The sequence below is a fragment of the Arthrobacter sp. PAMC25564 genome (genome assembly GCF_004798705.1).
Classification (GTDB): domain Bacteria; phylum Actinomycetota; class Actinomycetes; order Actinomycetales; family Micrococcaceae; genus Arthrobacter.
Genome location: NZ_CP039290.1, coordinates 2110043 through 2124621, shown reverse-complemented (window position 1 = coordinate 2124621; position 14579 = coordinate 2110043). Strand labels below are relative to the sequence as shown.

Genomic DNA, 14579 nt, shown 5'->3' with positions numbered 1-14579 from the left:
TGAGGCGTTCCGGAGCGGGTGTCGTACTCGCTGTCAGCCCTCCCGGATGGCGTGCAGGCCGGTCAGGGGTCCGCCGTCCACTTGCATCAGGCGGCCCATCGGTAGCGGGCCGAGGTCGACGGGGGCGAACCCGAAGCCCTCGACGACGGAGCGGAAGAGCTTCTTGGAGTTCTGGTCGTCGCCCGCGTAAAAAAGGATCCGGCGGCCGGCTGCGGTGATGGGGTCGGCGGCAACATAGGGGCCATACATGTTGTCGAAAGCCTTGATGACGTGCGCCCCGGGGATCAGTGAGGCGACGAGTTCGCTGCCTCCGATGTCGAGCTTGTCCGCGACAAACGTGGGGGTCAGACTCGCCCATTGGTTGGTGGCATCGATGACGATCCGCCCCTCGCGGGCAGGTAAGTTACCCACCACCTCCCGGACCTTTGTCCAGGGGACGGCGAGGACGACGAAATCAGCGGCACCCGCTTCTGCTATGGTGCCGGCGGAGGCGTGCGGCCCGAAGGCGTCCACAACGTCCTTGAGCGTCTCGGGGCCTCGGCTGTTGCTGAAGACCACGTCGTGACCGGCCTTCACTACGTGACCGGCTATGGCGCGGGAGAGCGTTCCCGCACCTACCATTCCGAACTTCATGGGCTTGTTCCTTCGCTGGTTGGGGCTGCCCGGCCCACCGCCATCCGTGCGTGCCGGGGGGCGGTGAGTCGGCATATGAGCGTGTGATCTGTGTCGCAGAAGGCCGGGGGCCTGGCCGGGAGCCCGCCTTGTGAGCGGTTGCGTCACTCGCCGCCTGTGCGGCATCGGGTCGAGGGGTGGGGCTTGCGGGGACTCGATCTTAGAGATCGAGTCCCCGCACCGGTCGCCGGATTGGTCCATCTGGTCCCGCGGGCCCGTTACTCCCTTGTTGTCTCGGCCGATCCGGATCGGGAGCGGCGCTTTGACGTGCGTTCAGCCGAGAAACTTAATGCTGAGGGAGAAGTTCTTCTGCCGCTGGGCCTGACCGAGAAGCAGCAGACCCGCTCCTTCCAACCAGTGCGCGGTCTTTAGGTTACCGGTGTCCAGCGGGCGCAGTCCGAGGCTCTCGACGAACGAGGACACGGACGCCTTGGCGTTGGCGTCGTCACCGGCGATGAGCACATCGAGGGGGCGGCCCTCGACCTCACCGGACGCGAGGACGCCGCCGAAGAGCGTGTTGAACGCCTTGACGACATGCGCGCCCGCAGGGGCGGCCTTGGCGATCTCCTGTGCGGCCGAGCTGTCGTCGGGGGTGACGAGCGCGGTGAACGTGGTGAGATCGAAGGGGTTGGTGATGTCGACGATGACCTTGCCGGTCAGCGCGTCCCCGTACTGGCTGACAATGGATGAGGCGCTGGCGTACGGCACAGCCAGGATGACGATGTCACCGGTGAGCGCGACGCTTGCGATCGTCCCTGCTGTGGCGTTGCCGCCGAGTTCCCCGGCCAGGGCGGCGGCCTTGGTACCGTCACGGCCGACGACCTGGACGCTGTGGCCGGCAGCGACCGCCCGGGTGCCGAGAATTCGGGCCATGGTTCCGAGACCGATGATACTGATGCTGCTCATGATGTGTGCCTGCTTTTCATAGTCGAAGCTGAAGTTGTGTAACGGGGTGGGAGTCGGTCAGACGTGCGCTGCGGTAGCGCGTTCGGCCGCCTGGGCAAGGCGGACGACGACGGACTTGAGTTCGGTGGCGATCTCGCTGTCGTCGAGCGGGTGGGTGTCGGCGAACCGTGTCAGCGAGTCGGGAATGGAGAGGGTGATGTCCTCAAGCACGTTGGCCTGCGCAGCTGTTGCTGCCTTCCGGGCATCTTGGTGTGCCCAGACGCCGCCGTACTGGCCGCCCGAGGCGCCGATGACGGCGACGGGCTTTCCGGAGAGGGCGCCGGCTCCGTAGGGGCGGGAGAGCCAGTCGATGGCGTTCTTCAGAACGGCGGACATGGTGCCGTTGTACTCGGGGACGAAGAGCAGGAGGGCATCGGCACGCGCGGCGGACTCCCGAAGCGCTGCGGCGTGCTGCGGGATGCTCCCCTCGCTGTCGAGGTCCTCGTTATAGAAGGGCACCTGATCCAGGTTTTCCTGTATGGACAGCTCGACTCCCTCAGGCGTGAGCTTGGCGGCGGCCTGGGCGAGCTGGCCGTTGTGTGATCCGGCGCGTACGGAACCGACGAGGGCAAGGATGTGGATTGACATGGCGTCTCCTGGTGCTGCTTGGTGAGGCACGCGTCCGGGCGGACGGTGCTGGTTCAGGGTGAGGGGCTCTGTGTGGAGCGGGGCGGGCCGGGCGGCGGAGCGATCTGCCTCCCGGCCTGGCAACCTGCGCCTGCGACAGGCGCGGGTTCGGCTGGGCGCGTGGCTTATGCAGTCAGGGACAAGGCGGCCACGGTTGCCACGGAGACCAGGCCCAGGACGGCCGGGGCCATCGCCGGGCCCCGGGTCTTGGGGTTGGCGTAGTCGCCGGCGCGGCGGTGGTAGGCGATCGCTCCGGCGAACACGACGGCCAGGCCGGCAGCGGCCGCGATACCGAGCGGGTGCCAGAAGACTCCGACCGCCAGTCCGATCGCCGCGGCGGCCTCGGCCAGGCCGATGAACCGGGTGAGGGAGGCGCTGGCGCCCATGTGTTCCTGCAGTTGGCGCGGGATATCGCCCTTGAGCCTGATCTTCGGGATGCCCGCGCCCAGTGCGGCGAGGGCCAGCAGAGCGCTGAGAACGATGGCTGTGATGGTCACGGCAAAACCTCCAGGTAGTTTATGTGTTAACCAAATCGTAGGCGTTGAATGGTTAACATGTCAACCATGGGGTAACGTGACAGATATGAGTGATCAACGTTGGCTGGACGACCGGGAGCAGCGTGCCTGGCGCAGCCTGATGACGATGCAGGCCGATCTGTCCCAGTACATCGAGCGGCAGCTGCGCCAGCGCAGCGGTCTGTCGAGCGCCGATTACGAGGTGCTGGCCCACCTGTCGGAGGCGCCGGACGGGCGGCTGCGGGCGTTTGCGCTAGGCGACGTTCTGCGCTGGGAGAAGAGCCGGCTCTCGCAGCATCTGACCCGGATGGAAAAGCGCGGTCTCGTGGGCCGTGAACGCTGCGCGGCGGACCAGCGCGGCGCCGTCGTGGTCATCACACCGCAAGGTCGCGAGGTCATCGAGGCTGCCGCCGCGCCGCACGTGATGGACGTGCGCAAGGTTCTGATCGACCACCTCACCCCGGAGCAGCTCGACTTGATCTGCGGGCTCGGCGACCAGGTGCGGGCCCGACTGGCAGAACTCGAACAGGAATCATGAGCACCGCAGCTACCTCCATGCAGAGTTTCAGAACCGACTGCTACTTGCCGGCGAAAGCCCCGCCCTTACAGAAGACGGAGTGCACGGCTTGCCTCACTGACCTGCACGTGAGATGCGCCAATACCTTGTCTCAAAAACCAACAGTTTTTCGAGACACGGACTTCGTGTCGGGGAGGTGTGACTGTTAGCGCAGAATGGCGGTTAAATCGCAGTTCAAGATGGCGGTTTCGAGGTTCGATTGGCGTCATTAGGACGGTCGAAGCTCGAGTCGTCGGCCTGGCCAGTCAATGAAATCGTTGCTCGGCATCGACTTCAGATTGGGGTGGTGAATTCAGCTGCGGTGAGGCCTGTTCGTCGCGTCCGATGTTCAGGCAGCGGTAGATTGTCGCCCGGCTGAGCCCGATTTTCTTACCGATGTCGGCGGGTTTGAGCCCTGATGCTTTGAGTTCGTGGGCGCGTTTCACGGCCGCGTTTTCCGCTGTGATGGCAGGTCGTCCGCCGTGGCGCCCATGGGCTGCCGCGAAGGCCATGCCTGCCTTGGTCCGCTCGGTTGTCGTGTCACGTTCGAGCCGTGCCAGAGCGGTCAGGATCGTCAGCATGGCCTTGCCGTTTGGGCCAGTGGTGGTGATGCCCTCGGTCAGGGAGCGGAATGTCACGCCCTTCGCGTCCAGGAGTTCGATGAACGGGAGCAGCTTTTTCGTGGAGCGAGCCAACCGGTCCAGCTTCCAGATCACCAACTCGTCCCCGGGGCGCAAGTGGTCAAGTATGTTGTCCAGCTCGTCTCTGCCGGCCCGTGTGCCGTTCACATCATGATCTGCGAAAATCCGGTCACAGCCGGCTTCCTTCAGCGCGGATGTTTGAAGCTCGGCAGTCTGCTCTGCAGTGCTGACCCTGACATATCCAATGGTTACCACATCGCCCCGCTTGTCGGATGAGTAATTGGGTTCTGACGTTTCCGGATCTCGTGTCCGTCTTCGAGGTGGACCAGGTGCCGGTACTGCGCATGCCGGTGCGGTTTGGCGGTTAGCTGATGCCGATGACAAGTGTTGAACGTGCGGCTTCGATGACGTCGTCGGTGATGATGTTGAGCTCGTTGATTTTCATCACGCGGTCGATCTGGGTGAAGAGCCGGTCGATGAGGCGGAAGTTTCCCCTGGTTATGCGGGCGACCGCGGCAATGGCCTGAGCGTCGGTGAAGTCTTCGGGGTCCAGGGCGTGTCCGAGTTTGTGCCAGCGGCGCTGCAGGACGAAATGCAGTTCTTCTTGTTCGAGGGGACGGTATTCATGGGCGAATCCGACCCTGCTGTAGAGCTGGGGGTAGCGGCTGAACCATTTTTCGATGCCGGGCATGCCGATGAGGATCAGGGCTAAGTTGTCGCGGTCGTAGCGGTCGCGCAATAGTTCCAGGGCGGTGGCGCTGAGCCGCTCGGATTCGTCAATGATGAGCAGCTCCACATGCTTGCTCATACCGGCGGGGCAGCCGGTCTTCTTGCCGATCTTCTCCAGATGCTGGTCCACGCAGATCGAGACGCGGGTGCTGATGTGCTCGAGGTCGGCGTGGATCTGTTTGGGTGTAGTGAGCACGGCGGGGGTGTAGAAGACGGTTCGGGAGCGGGAGAGTGCGGCATAGACGAGGTGGTCGGAATCCTCCCGCGGTCCCCACTCCTCCAGGAGCTTCTGCGCCTTGTGCCAGTTGGCGTAGCGTCTGGCGGAGAGGGTCTTGCCTATGCCGGCTTGACCGTAGCAGATCCCGATGGTGTGCTGCCGGCGCACCGCGTCGGCGAACTCGACGAATCTGCGGTGTTCCTTCGTGGCGATGAAGCCTTGCCCTGTCATCGGTCGTCCTCCAGATAGGTGCGGAGCTTTGGACGCTTCTCTGGCCGCTCCGTCGCCTCGGGGGCCGGGCCCTGTCTGACGGGTGCCAGGTCAGGCAGATGCCTGGCGACCACGGCGATACGCTGGTTGATTTGTCCGCGAAGTTCGCGGCGGCGGGCCGATCGTGCGGCCTGGATGTCCTTGAGGGTGATCGTTGAGGTCTCGTGGTCAGGGTCCACGGCCCGGCAGATGAACTGGTTCTTGTGGAAGACCCGGATTTCGGTGATGTCCCGCGGGTCGTAGCGCACGGTGACGGGTTCGCGAACGTAGGCGGCCAACAGGGGTGAGACGTACCGGAGTCCTTGGAAGTGCACGCCGTCACGGTGGACGATCCGGGGTTTGGCCACGGTCAGCAGAAGCAAGTTGAGTTCATCCATCGACGCCGGCAGCCTGGGCAGCCAGCCGTCGCCGGTCCAGGCATGGTGCGGGGTCGCCTTGATCTCCGGGTGCTCGCGCTGGTGGTAGTCCTCCGTGATGAAGCGGCCAACGGCTTTATCGAGTTCCTTCAAGGTCATTGCCGGTGGCGGCTGGGTGTGGCCGCGGATCAGGTGCCCGGGCAGTTCGGCCAGCAGCTCCGTATTTACGGTGCCGTAAAACCGTTCGATCTTGCCCCGCCCCTGGGGCCTCGCGACCGTGGAGTAGGTGATTTCGAAGTGAAGGTCCTTCGCGGTCTGGGTCAGGTGGCTGCTCGTGAAGTCAGATCCGTGGTCAACGTAAAGGACGTCAGGGATCCCGCACATCGGCCAACCAGCCCCGGCCTTGGGCCAGATGGCCTGCCGCAGCGCCAGGGCCGTGTTCATGGCCGACGGTGCCCCGAGGAAGATCGTGTAGCCGCAGATCGCGCGGGAGTAGTCGTCCAGGATCGTGGTGAGCCAAGGACGGGCCGGTTTCAGGTTGGCGTCCAGCACGAGGATGTCCAGTTCGGTGTGGTCTGCCTGCCAGATCGCATTCGGCCGCTCGGCGCGGTGCCGCCATACCAGTTCATAGGTGTCCCGGTATGCGGCCGTTCCCTGCTGGGCGAGCGTTCTCATGCCGGGATCAAGGCCGGCGGTGATGGACCGGACGGTGCTGTACGAAGGGGCTCGCCATCCGTGACCGGCAGCGACCCGGTTGGTCTTGCGGGCGATAAGGGCCACCGGAAGGGCAGGTTTCACCAGGGCCAGACCCTCAATGAGCGCAACCAGTTCAGGGTCGGTCCTGCGCTGAGCGGTCGGGCGTTTTGCTGCCGCGGTTACGTCCCGCGGAATGGTGTAGATCTCCGCAGTTGCGCGTTGCTCCGGCAACGTAGTGAGCCATCGTGCGATGGTCAGTGAGTACCGATCAAAGTCACTCACAGAAAGACACAAACACACGATGGCTCTAGACCAGTCTGCCCTGCTTGACCTGCTTGGCCAACTGAAACTCACCGATGTCTCCGACCGGATCCGCTCCGCGACCGAAACGCTGTACCAGCAGCTCATCGAGGCCGAGGCGACCGCGTTCATCGGCGCCGCCCCCTTCGAACGCTCCGAGACGCGCACTACCCAACGCAACGGGTCCCGGCCCCGGACGTTGACGACCACCGCCGGGGACCTGAACCTGAAGATCCCCAAGCTGCGGAACGGGTCGTTTTTCCCGGCGCTGCTGGAACGCCGCCGCCGCGTCGATCAGGCCCTCTACGCGGTCGTGATGGAGGCCTACCTGCATGGCGTCTCCACCCGCAAGGTCGATGACCTGGTCAAGGCCCTCGGTGCCGGCACGGGGATCTCCAAGTCTGAAGTGTCCCGGATCTGCGAGGATCTGGACCACGAGGTCGGCGCGTTCGAAGGACCGCGACCTCTCCGCCATGGACTACCCGTACGTGTTCCTGGACGCCACCTACTGCAAGGCCCGCGTCGGGCACCGCGTCGTGTCCCAGGCAGTCGTGGTCGCCTTCGGCGTGGCCGCGGACGGGCGGCGGGAGGTCCTGGGCTTCGACGTCGGCGACAGCGAGAACGAGGGGTTCTGGACCGCGTTCCTGCGGTCGTTGAAGGCCCGCGGGCTGGACGGGGTGAAGCTGGTGATCTCCGACGCCCACAGCGGGCTGAAGAAAGCCATCGGCACGGTATTCCAGGGCGCGGCGTGGCAGCGCTGCCGCGTGCATTTCATGAGAAACGTGCTCTCGACCGTGCCGAAGGGATCCCAGGACATGGTCGCCTCGATCATCCGCACCGCCTTCGCCCAGCCCGACGCCGGACACGTGAACACCCAGTTCGACGAAGTCACCCGGATGCTCCTCAAATCCCACCCTAAGGTCGCCGCGATGCTCGGCGACGCCCGGGACGACGTCCTCGCGTTCACCGGGTTCCCGGCCAGACACTGGCGCCAGATCTGGTCCACAAATCCCATGGAACGAGTCAACAAAGAGATCAAAAGACGCACCGACGTCGTCGGGGTCTTCCCCAACCCGGCAGCCCTTCTCCGGCTCGCCGGCGCGGTCCTCGTCGAGCAACACGACGAATGGGAAGCCGGCGACCGCCGCTACCTCTCCGAGGCCTCCATGGCCGAACTCAAGGCCATGAACACGACACCCGCCACGCCGATAAAGGAGGCGATTTTGCTCCCCGAACTCACGGCAGCATAATCAAATAACTGACCTGCACGGTGTCGAGAAAACTCCACCACTCAGCGGGACGTAACCGCTGCCGCCAGCCCGTTGATGCCGTGACGTTTATGGGCAGCATGCCAACGCTGAAGCGTCCGAAGTCCTATGCCTTCGTGCGCCGCGAGGGTTTTCAACGGCACACCGTCTTCGACATGCCGGCGCAAAATCTGCCAGCGCAAGAACGCCGTGTGTTCAGGCATGGAGGCAGCGTCACCGTTCGGGGTGCTGCCTCCGCCTGTCACCGGACGGTCTTCTTGGTTGCGGTTGACTGCCGCCGTCCCGCAGCAGGGGCCGGTTCGCGCCGCAGTGCCCGGTAGACGGTGGTGCGGCTGACGCCGAGAACCTCGCCAATCTTGGCCACCGTCATGTCCTTCTGCTCATACATCCGGCGGGCGGTCCGGAGCTTGTCCTTGGTCAGCAGCGCAGGCCGGCCGCCGACGCGTCCTCGTGCCCTGGCCGCCTGAAGACCGGCGTTCGTTCGCTCCCGGATCAGGTCCCGTTCGAACTCCGCCAGCGCCGCGAAAACGTGAAAGACCAGCCGGCCGCCCGATGAGGTCGTGTCGATCGCTTCTTGAAGGGAACGGAATCCGATGCCCCGCTCCTGGAGGTCGGCCAGCTGGTCGATCAGATGCCGGATGGACCTGCCGAGCCGGTCAAGCCGCCACACGACCAAGGTGTCTCCGGGTCGGAGCTGATCCAGGACCTTCGTCAGTTCGGGACGGGACTCCAGGGACCCGGAAGCCGTGTCGGCGAAAATGCGGTAACAGCCGGCAGCCTTCAACGCGTCCTGTTGAAGGGCCGCGTCTTGGTCCCCGGTCGACACACGGGCATAGCCCAGAAGATGACCCATGCGCCAAACGTACCAATACCCGTCGACCGGGGGAAGAACCGGCACATAGAAAACGGCACTGGGTTTAGCTACAAAAAATCGGGGTGCATCGAATCTTTTGGAAGTAACTGTCGGTTTGTAGCGGAAACGGTCGTTTCCCGCACACCGAGAAAGTCCCGACCAGGCACTCGCCAACGAGCTTCCGCTGATTCTGAAGCTGCCTCAGCCAGGTCTGAGGGATCGCAGCTTCGGCTATTCGTCAGCGCCAGGGCGGCGGGTTGTTCGCGATGATCTCGGGCGTGAGGATCATTCCTCCGAAGTCGGCGCGCGCCTTTGCCAGTGTGTCCGGGTCCGGGTCGATGGTGGCGTACCAGGGCTCCAGGTCTTTGGCCTGCACGAGGTGCTTTCCTGCCCCGAGAGGTTCGATGATCCAGTCGGACAGGTCGTTTGCGTGTGTCAGGTGGGCGTCGGTGAGGAGCTGCAGCCCGTGCGCGTCGGGAATGTACTGCGCATACAGGTGCCTGTTGTAGAAGATCTGGGTTTCGTCCACGTAGGGGAGCAGGGGCCTGCCGGTGGAAAGATCGCTCCAATAGGGGTAGACGTGGCTGTGCTGTATGAACGCCAGATCGGTGTCCCCGGGGAACGCGACCAGGGCCCGGACAACCTGGGCCAGCCGGTCCGGCCAGGGCACCGTGTCGTCCATGACCTGATAGCAGGCCCGGCCCTGAGTGCCCAACGACATCGAAACCATCCGGCGCGGCTCGGACCGCAGGTAGGTCACACCAGCCTGTCCGAACTTCGCCACGCCGTCCGCCAGCGGCGGCCCAACGTCCGGATTCTTCGTCCGGACCCGATGGATGTTGCGCAGCAAATAGACGTCGGCACCGTCAAAGCGGCCCCACGCCGCGCCGGCGTCAGCGATCTTGGCCGTCAGTTCGGACGGGACGTACCAGCTCCTTCTGCGCTCCTGCTCATTCAGCAGCGCCAGATCATCAGTCCGGTAGGCCACGAACGCGGTGAGCTGTCGGGGCAGTTCGACTTTGCCGCTCAGCCAGTCCGGGAAAAACGCCTGCGGCGCCGCCGTGACCTTCCCGGACATCCCCAGGACCTGCAAATGCCGGGCGAAGGCATCAAACCAGGCCCGCACACCCTCCTTGGGGCCGGCCCTGCTCATCAGCGCCACCGGTCCGGCATCGGAATCCGAGAGCCCCCCCGTGAAGACTTCGGCGCCCCACCCGGCATCCTCGACTTCCTGGTTCGCGACCTGGACCGCAGCCGCGACGGCGTCAAAGGCATCCTTCGAACCGCGGGGCCGGAACTGCAGCCACAGTTCCTCGTACTGGGCCTTCCGCCACGCCCTCGACAACGCGCCCCACACAACCTCGACACTGGGCTCCGGCATACGATCCCCCTTCGTTCACGCGGTGCTATCGATATTGAGCCGTGGCCATTGGTCAGCGCCAGGGTGGCGGGTTGGCCGCGATGATCTCCGGGGTCAGGATCATGCCTCCGAAGTCGGCGCGCGCCTTTGCCAGTGTTTCGGGGTCCGGGTCGATGGTGGCGTACCAGGACTCCAGGTCTTTGGCCTGCACGAGGTGCTTTCCTTCGCCGAGAGGCTCGATGATCCAGTCGGAGAGATTGTTCGCGTTTGCCAGGTGTGCGTCGGTGAGGAGCTGCAGCCCGTGCGCGTCAGGGATGTACTGCTTATTCAGGTGCCTGTTGTAGCGGATGTCGCTTTCCTTCACGTAGGGCGGCGCTGGCCTGGCGGTGGAAAGTGCCTGCCAACTACTGGTGAGGGGATTGCTGTACTGCACGAACGCCAGATCGGTGTCCGCGGGGAACGCGGCCATGGCCCGGGTGACCTGGGCCAGCCGGACCTGCCAGGACACCGTGTCGTCCATGACCCCGTAACAGGTCCGGCCCAGGGTGCCCAGCGACGCCCAGGCCAGCCGGCGGGGCTGAGACCGCAGGTAGGTCACACGAGCCATGGCGAATTTCGCGGCCGCGCCCGCCAGGGCAGACCCCACGTCCGGGTTCTTCGATCGGGTCTGGTGAATGTAGCGCTGCAGGTACACATCCGCGCCGTTGAAGCGGCCCCACGCCGTGGCGGCATCGGCCACCTTCGCCGTCAGTGCGGCCGGGACATGCCAGGCACGCCGCTCTTCGTCTGCATCCAGCAGAGCCAGATCGTTGGTCTGGTAGGAAACAAAGGCCGTAAGCTGCCTCGGCAGCCGGACTTCGCCGCTCAGCCAGTCCGGGAAAAACGCCGTCGGCGCGGCGGTGACCTTCCCGGACAGCCCCAGGGCCTGTAAATGCCGGGCGAAGACAGCAAACCAGGCGCGCACGCCCTCCTCGGTGCCCACCCTGCTCATCAGCGCCACCGGTCCGGCGTCGGAGTCCGAGACTCCCTCGGTGAACACTTCATCGCCCCACCCGGCGTCCTCGACCTCCTGGTTGGCAACTTGGACCGCGGCTTGGACCGCGTCAAAGACATCCTTCGAACCGCGGGGTCGGAACTGGAGCCACAGCTCGTCGTGCCCGGCCTTCCGTAAGGCCCGCTCCAGAGCGCCCCATACAACCTCGACACCGGGCTCCGGCATACGATCCCCCTCGTTCACGCGGTACTACCGCTCTCCGGCGAACATACCCCATTCCACTCCCAATACTCGAGGAAACCTCTCGAACCAGCCCGCTCCACCCTCGCCGTTCAGCCCCAGCCAAACCGCCAAACCGAGCTGTGAAAAAACCGCCATTCCGAACGAACAGTCACAGGGAGGGTCGAAGGAATCGGCGTCCTGCCGGGCCGCCCTGTGTCTTGTAAAGGTGTCTCACCGTGGATCGTCTCAGGCGGGTGCCGTCCGGGGGTTTCTGAGGCACAATGGCCGGGTGAGACATCTCGGGTATACGCGCGTGAGTACGTCGGGCCAGGACGCGAAGTTGCAGCTCGATGCACTGGTCGATGCCGGGGTTCAGAAACGCGATGTGTTCGCCGACGTCACTTCCGGGAGCAAGGCCGCTATTGAGCGGCCCGGGATGAAAAAGCTCCTCGCGTATGTTGAGCCGGGTGACACCGTCGTCGTGTGGCGGGTGGACCGGCTCGGCCGGTCCTTGATCGATGTGTTGAACACGGTGAACCTGCTGCGGGAGCGCGGTGTGCTCCTGAGGTCCATTTCGGACGGCATTGACCCCACAACAACGTCGGGCCGCCTGATGCTCAACATGCTCGCGACCCTTGCCGAGTATGAGCGGGAGTTGATCGTCGAACGCGTGAACGCGGGCATCGCCGCGGCTCGGCAGGGCGGAACCCGCTTCGGCCGACCCTTGTCCGACCCGCTCGTCATCGCCGACAAGCTCGCGATCGCGTCGGACGCCCGCTCGAAGGGACGCACCGCTGAGGACGCGGCCCGGCTCGTCGGCTGGAGCCGCGCGACGCTCTACCGCCACCGGCAGGCGGCCGAAGACCGCCGGTCATGAAGCATCGGCTGTCGGCCGACGACCGGGCGGCACTGCTCCGGCAGCACCTCGATGACGGTGTTCCCCTCGCCAGGATCTCCGGCCAGGCCGGCATCCCCCTCCGCACCCTGCAACGGTGGACGGCAGGATTCCGCGCCGGCGGCTCGGTCGCGGACCTTGGCCGCCAGCCACGCTCGGACCGCGGGAGCCATTCGCTCCCGCCCGAAATCGTGGGTGCGATCGAAGGCCTCGCGCTCCGCCGGCCGGCGCCGACTATCGCGTTCATCCACCGGCGGATCTGTGACGTCGCGATCGACCGCGGCATCCCGGCCCCCGGCTACTCGACGGTCCGGGCGATCGTTTCCGCCATCGATCCCGGACTGCGCACCATCGCCCTCGAAGGCGACGCCGCGTACCGGGACCGGTTCGAGCTGGTCTACCGGCGCACAGCCAGCCGCGCGAACGAGCAATGGCAGTGCGACCACACCGAGCTGGACATCGAGATCGTCGACGCCGCCGGCGCCCGCGCACGCCCGTGGCTGACCGTCGTACTCGATGACTACTCCCGCGCCATCGCCGGCTACACCGTCTTCACCGGTGCGCCGACCGCGCTCCAGACGGCACTGGCCCTTCACCAGGCCGTGCAGCGCAAGAAGCATCCGGCCTGGCCCGTCATGGGTCTGCCCGATCTCCTCTACAGCGATCACGGCGCAGATTTCACCAGCACCCACCTTGAACGGGTCTGCCTAGACACCCACATCCGCCTCATCCATTCCCTCCCAGGCGTGCCGCAGGGCCGCGGAAAGATAGAGCGGTTCTACCGCACCATCACCGACGAACTCCTGCCGCATCTGCCCGGTTTCATCCCGCACGGCACCCGCGGGACGCCGGTGACGGCACCGACGATGACCCTCGAGCAGCTCGACGCCGCGCTCGAGCAGTTCATCGTTGACGAATACAACCAACGCACGCACTCCGAAACCGGAGAGGTCCCCGCCGCACGCTGGCAGGCCGGCGGCTGGATCCCCAGAATGCCCGTCCGACCCGAGGACCTTGACCTCCTGCTCCTGACCGTCGCACACCAGCGCATCGTCCACCGCGACGGCATCCACTTCAACGGCCTGCGCTACCTGGACCTCACACTCTCCGCCTACGTCGGCGAGACCGTCACCATCCGCTACGACCCCCGGGACATGGCCGAGATCCGCGTCTGGCACCAGGACACGTTCCTCTGCCGCGCCATCGCCCCGGAACTCGCCGCCGGTTCTGTCACCTTCAAGCAGCTCAAGGCGGCCAGATCAGCACGCCGGAACGAACTGAAGAAACAGCTGCGCACCAAACTCAGCCTCGCCGATGCCCTCCCCGCCGACGACCGCTACGCGCCGCCGGCACCCGCCGAACCTGCAGAAACCGGCGGGCAATCCGCGGATCCCAAACAGCACCGGCTCCGCACCTACGCCGAAGACTGACCCATGAGAGGAACGCCCATGACCGCCAAGGATGAGAATGACGACGGACGCCGCTTCCTCTTCAACAATCTCGGCGAGATTTCCGCCGCCCCGCCACCGGTCCCGCCCGACACGCCTGCATTTCTCATCACCAAGGAGCACCGGCGCTTCACCGAATTCGCCACCGCAGTACGCACCAACCGCCACATCGGCGTCTGCTACGGACCGCCCGGCGTCGGTAAAACCCTCTCCGCACGCGCCTACGCCGGCGCGACCGAATGGGAACAATGGCAGCGGACCGGTCAAACCAACACCGAGCCCGTCCCTGCCTGCGTGATCGAAGCCAGAACAGCATTCTGGACCCCCACCGTGACCATCAGCCCCCGAGAGATCGACCGGCAACTACCCCGGATCTGCCAAAGAATCTCCTGGGCAGCCGAATACGCCCGGGAAGGCAACATCGACGTCTTCGAGCACCGCGACTCCCGGGCATCCGGCCTGACCGAACTTCCTCATCATCGACGAGGCCGACCGGCTCAAACCCCCGGCCCTCGAGCAAGTCCGGGACTACTACGACCGCCACACCATGGGCGTCATCCTTATCGGCATGCCCGGCATCGAAAAACGCCTCGCCCGCTACCCCCAGCTCTACAGCCGCATCGGCTTCGCCCACCATTACCGAACCCTCGGCACCGAGGAACTCACCTTCGTCCTCACGAACCGCTGGCAGGAACTCGGCCTAAGTATCGACCCCCAGGACTTCACCGACGCCGAAGCCATCGCCGCTGTCGCCCGAATCACCAACGGCAACTTCCGGCTCATCCAGCGCCTCTTCACCCAAATCACGCGCATCCGCGACATCAACCAGCTCAACAGCATCACCAAGGAAGTCGTAGAAGCAGCCCGCGAAACCCTGCTCATCGGCACCTGACCGCGCCATATAACGCCGCGAAATACACGCCAAATACCGCGGAGAATTACAGGAAAATGACAACACGGCCGGCTCATTTGACCATAGATCAGTGTCTTAGAAAGCTGTTGCTTTTCGAGACAA

Annotated in this window: 15 protein-coding genes and 2 pseudogenes; 6 read left to right on the top strand and 11 right to left on the bottom strand. The window is 65.0% G+C overall.

Annotation, left to right across the window (positions count from 1 at the left end):
- Nucleotides 1–33: 33 nt before the first annotated feature.
- From E5206_RS09840 to E5206_RS09825, 4 genes are all read right to left on the bottom strand, one after another.
- Nucleotides 34–633, bottom strand: a complete 600-nt coding sequence (locus tag E5206_RS09840; RefSeq protein ID WP_091252634.1) for an NAD(P)-binding domain-containing protein — start codon at nt 631–633, stop codon at nt 34–36.
- 312 nt (nt 634–945) lie between these two features.
- Nucleotides 946–1578: an NADPH-dependent F420 reductase gene (locus E5206_RS09835; protein WP_136322330.1), complete on the bottom strand. Its 633-nt coding sequence runs from the start codon at nt 1576–1578 to the stop codon at nt 946–948.
- Between the two features lie 57 nt (nt 1579–1635).
- The gene (locus E5206_RS09830) at nt 1636–2205 is read right to left on the bottom strand and encodes an NADPH-dependent FMN reductase (RefSeq protein WP_136322329.1); all 570 of its coding nucleotides are present in this window, start codon (nt 2203–2205) and stop codon (nt 1636–1638) included.
- Nucleotides 2206–2369: 164 nt separating this feature from the next.
- Nucleotides 2370–2741, bottom strand: a complete 372-nt coding sequence (locus tag E5206_RS09825; protein ID WP_168709310.1) for a DoxX family protein — start codon at nt 2739–2741, stop codon at nt 2370–2372.
- An 85-nt stretch (nt 2742–2826) separates the two neighbouring features.
- Here E5206_RS09825 and E5206_RS09820 point away from each other — a divergent pair, with 85 nt between their 5' ends.
- Nucleotides 2827–3297 (top strand): MarR family winged helix-turn-helix transcriptional regulator, encoded by a 471-nt coding sequence (locus tag E5206_RS09820; protein ID WP_136322327.1) that lies wholly within the window; start codon nt 2827–2829, stop codon nt 3295–3297.
- A gap of 284 nt (nt 3298–3581) precedes the next feature.
- Here the strand turns inward: E5206_RS09820 and E5206_RS09815 are convergent, their stop codons facing one another.
- The 3 genes from E5206_RS09815 to E5206_RS09805 form a co-directional block, all read right to left on the bottom strand.
- A complete protein-coding gene (locus tag E5206_RS09815; RefSeq protein WP_136322326.1) occupies nt 3582–4211 on the bottom strand; it encodes a recombinase family protein in 630 nt (209 codons plus the stop codon).
- A 109-nt stretch (nt 4212–4320) separates the two neighbouring features.
- Nucleotides 4321–5133, bottom strand: a complete 813-nt coding sequence (locus E5206_RS09810) for an AAA family ATPase (RefSeq protein ID WP_136322325.1) — start codon at nt 5131–5133, stop codon at nt 4321–4323.
- Nucleotides 5130–6506, bottom strand: coding sequence for a Mu transposase C-terminal domain-containing protein (locus tag E5206_RS09805; protein ID WP_240689623.1), 1377 nt, complete (start codon nt 6504–6506; stop codon nt 5130–5132). The genes E5206_RS09810 and E5206_RS09805 overlap by 4 nt, the downstream gene beginning before the upstream one ends.
- A gap of 19 nt (nt 6507–6525) precedes the next feature.
- Here E5206_RS09805 and E5206_RS09800 point away from each other — a divergent pair.
- Nucleotides 6526–7774 (top strand): annotated as a pseudogene (locus tag E5206_RS09800) (IS256 family transposase).
- A 41-nt stretch (nt 7775–7815) separates the two neighbouring features.
- On the opposite strand, the gene E5206_RS09795 reads toward E5206_RS09800, so the two are convergent.
- The 4 genes from E5206_RS09795 to E5206_RS09780 all read right to left on the bottom strand — a co-directional run bounded on the left by E5206_RS09795 (nt 7816) and on the right by E5206_RS09780 (nt 11224).
- A complete protein-coding gene (locus E5206_RS09795; RefSeq protein ID WP_240689621.1) occupies nt 7816–7995 on the bottom strand; it encodes a helix-turn-helix domain-containing protein in 180 nt (59 codons plus the stop codon).
- Between the two features lie 38 nt (nt 7996–8033).
- Nucleotides 8034–8645, bottom strand: coding sequence for a recombinase family protein (locus E5206_RS09790; RefSeq protein WP_136322324.1), 612 nt, complete (start codon nt 8643–8645; stop codon nt 8034–8036).
- Nucleotides 8646–8883: 238 nt separating this feature from the next.
- Entirely contained in the window at nt 8884–10026 is a 1143-nt protein-coding gene (locus E5206_RS09785; RefSeq protein WP_136322323.1) for a hypothetical protein, read from the bottom strand.
- Nucleotides 10027–10078: 52 nt separating this feature from the next.
- A complete protein-coding gene (locus tag E5206_RS09780) occupies nt 10079–11224 on the bottom strand; it encodes a hypothetical protein (RefSeq protein ID WP_136322322.1) in 1146 nt (381 codons plus the stop codon).
- Nucleotides 11225–11510: 286 nt separating this feature from the next.
- On the opposite strand from E5206_RS09780, the gene E5206_RS09775 reads away from it, so the two are divergent.
- The 4 genes and pseudogenes from E5206_RS09775 to E5206_RS19815 all read left to right on the top strand — a co-directional run bounded on the left by E5206_RS09775 (nt 11511) and on the right by E5206_RS19815 (nt 14456).
- Nucleotides 11511–12098 carry a recombinase family protein gene (locus E5206_RS09775; protein WP_136322321.1) on the top strand — a complete coding sequence of 196 codons (588 nt, stop codon included), beginning with the start codon at nt 11511–11513 and terminating at the stop codon, nt 12096–12098.
- Nucleotides 12095–13546, top strand: a complete 1452-nt coding sequence (locus E5206_RS09770) for a Mu transposase C-terminal domain-containing protein (protein ID WP_136322320.1) — start codon at nt 12095–12097, stop codon at nt 13544–13546. Before E5206_RS09775 ends, E5206_RS09770 begins: the two co-directional genes overlap by 4 nt.
- A gap of 493 nt (nt 13547–14039) precedes the next feature.
- A pseudogene (locus E5206_RS19820) lies at nt 14040–14098 on the top strand (hypothetical protein); the annotation flags it as partial.
- A gap of 13 nt (nt 14099–14111) precedes the next feature.
- Nucleotides 14112–14456: an ATP-binding protein gene (locus tag E5206_RS19815; RefSeq protein ID WP_346763442.1), complete on the top strand. Its 345-nt coding sequence runs from the start codon at nt 14112–14114 to the stop codon at nt 14454–14456.
- The last annotated feature ends 123 nt before the right edge of the window (nt 14457–14579 follow it).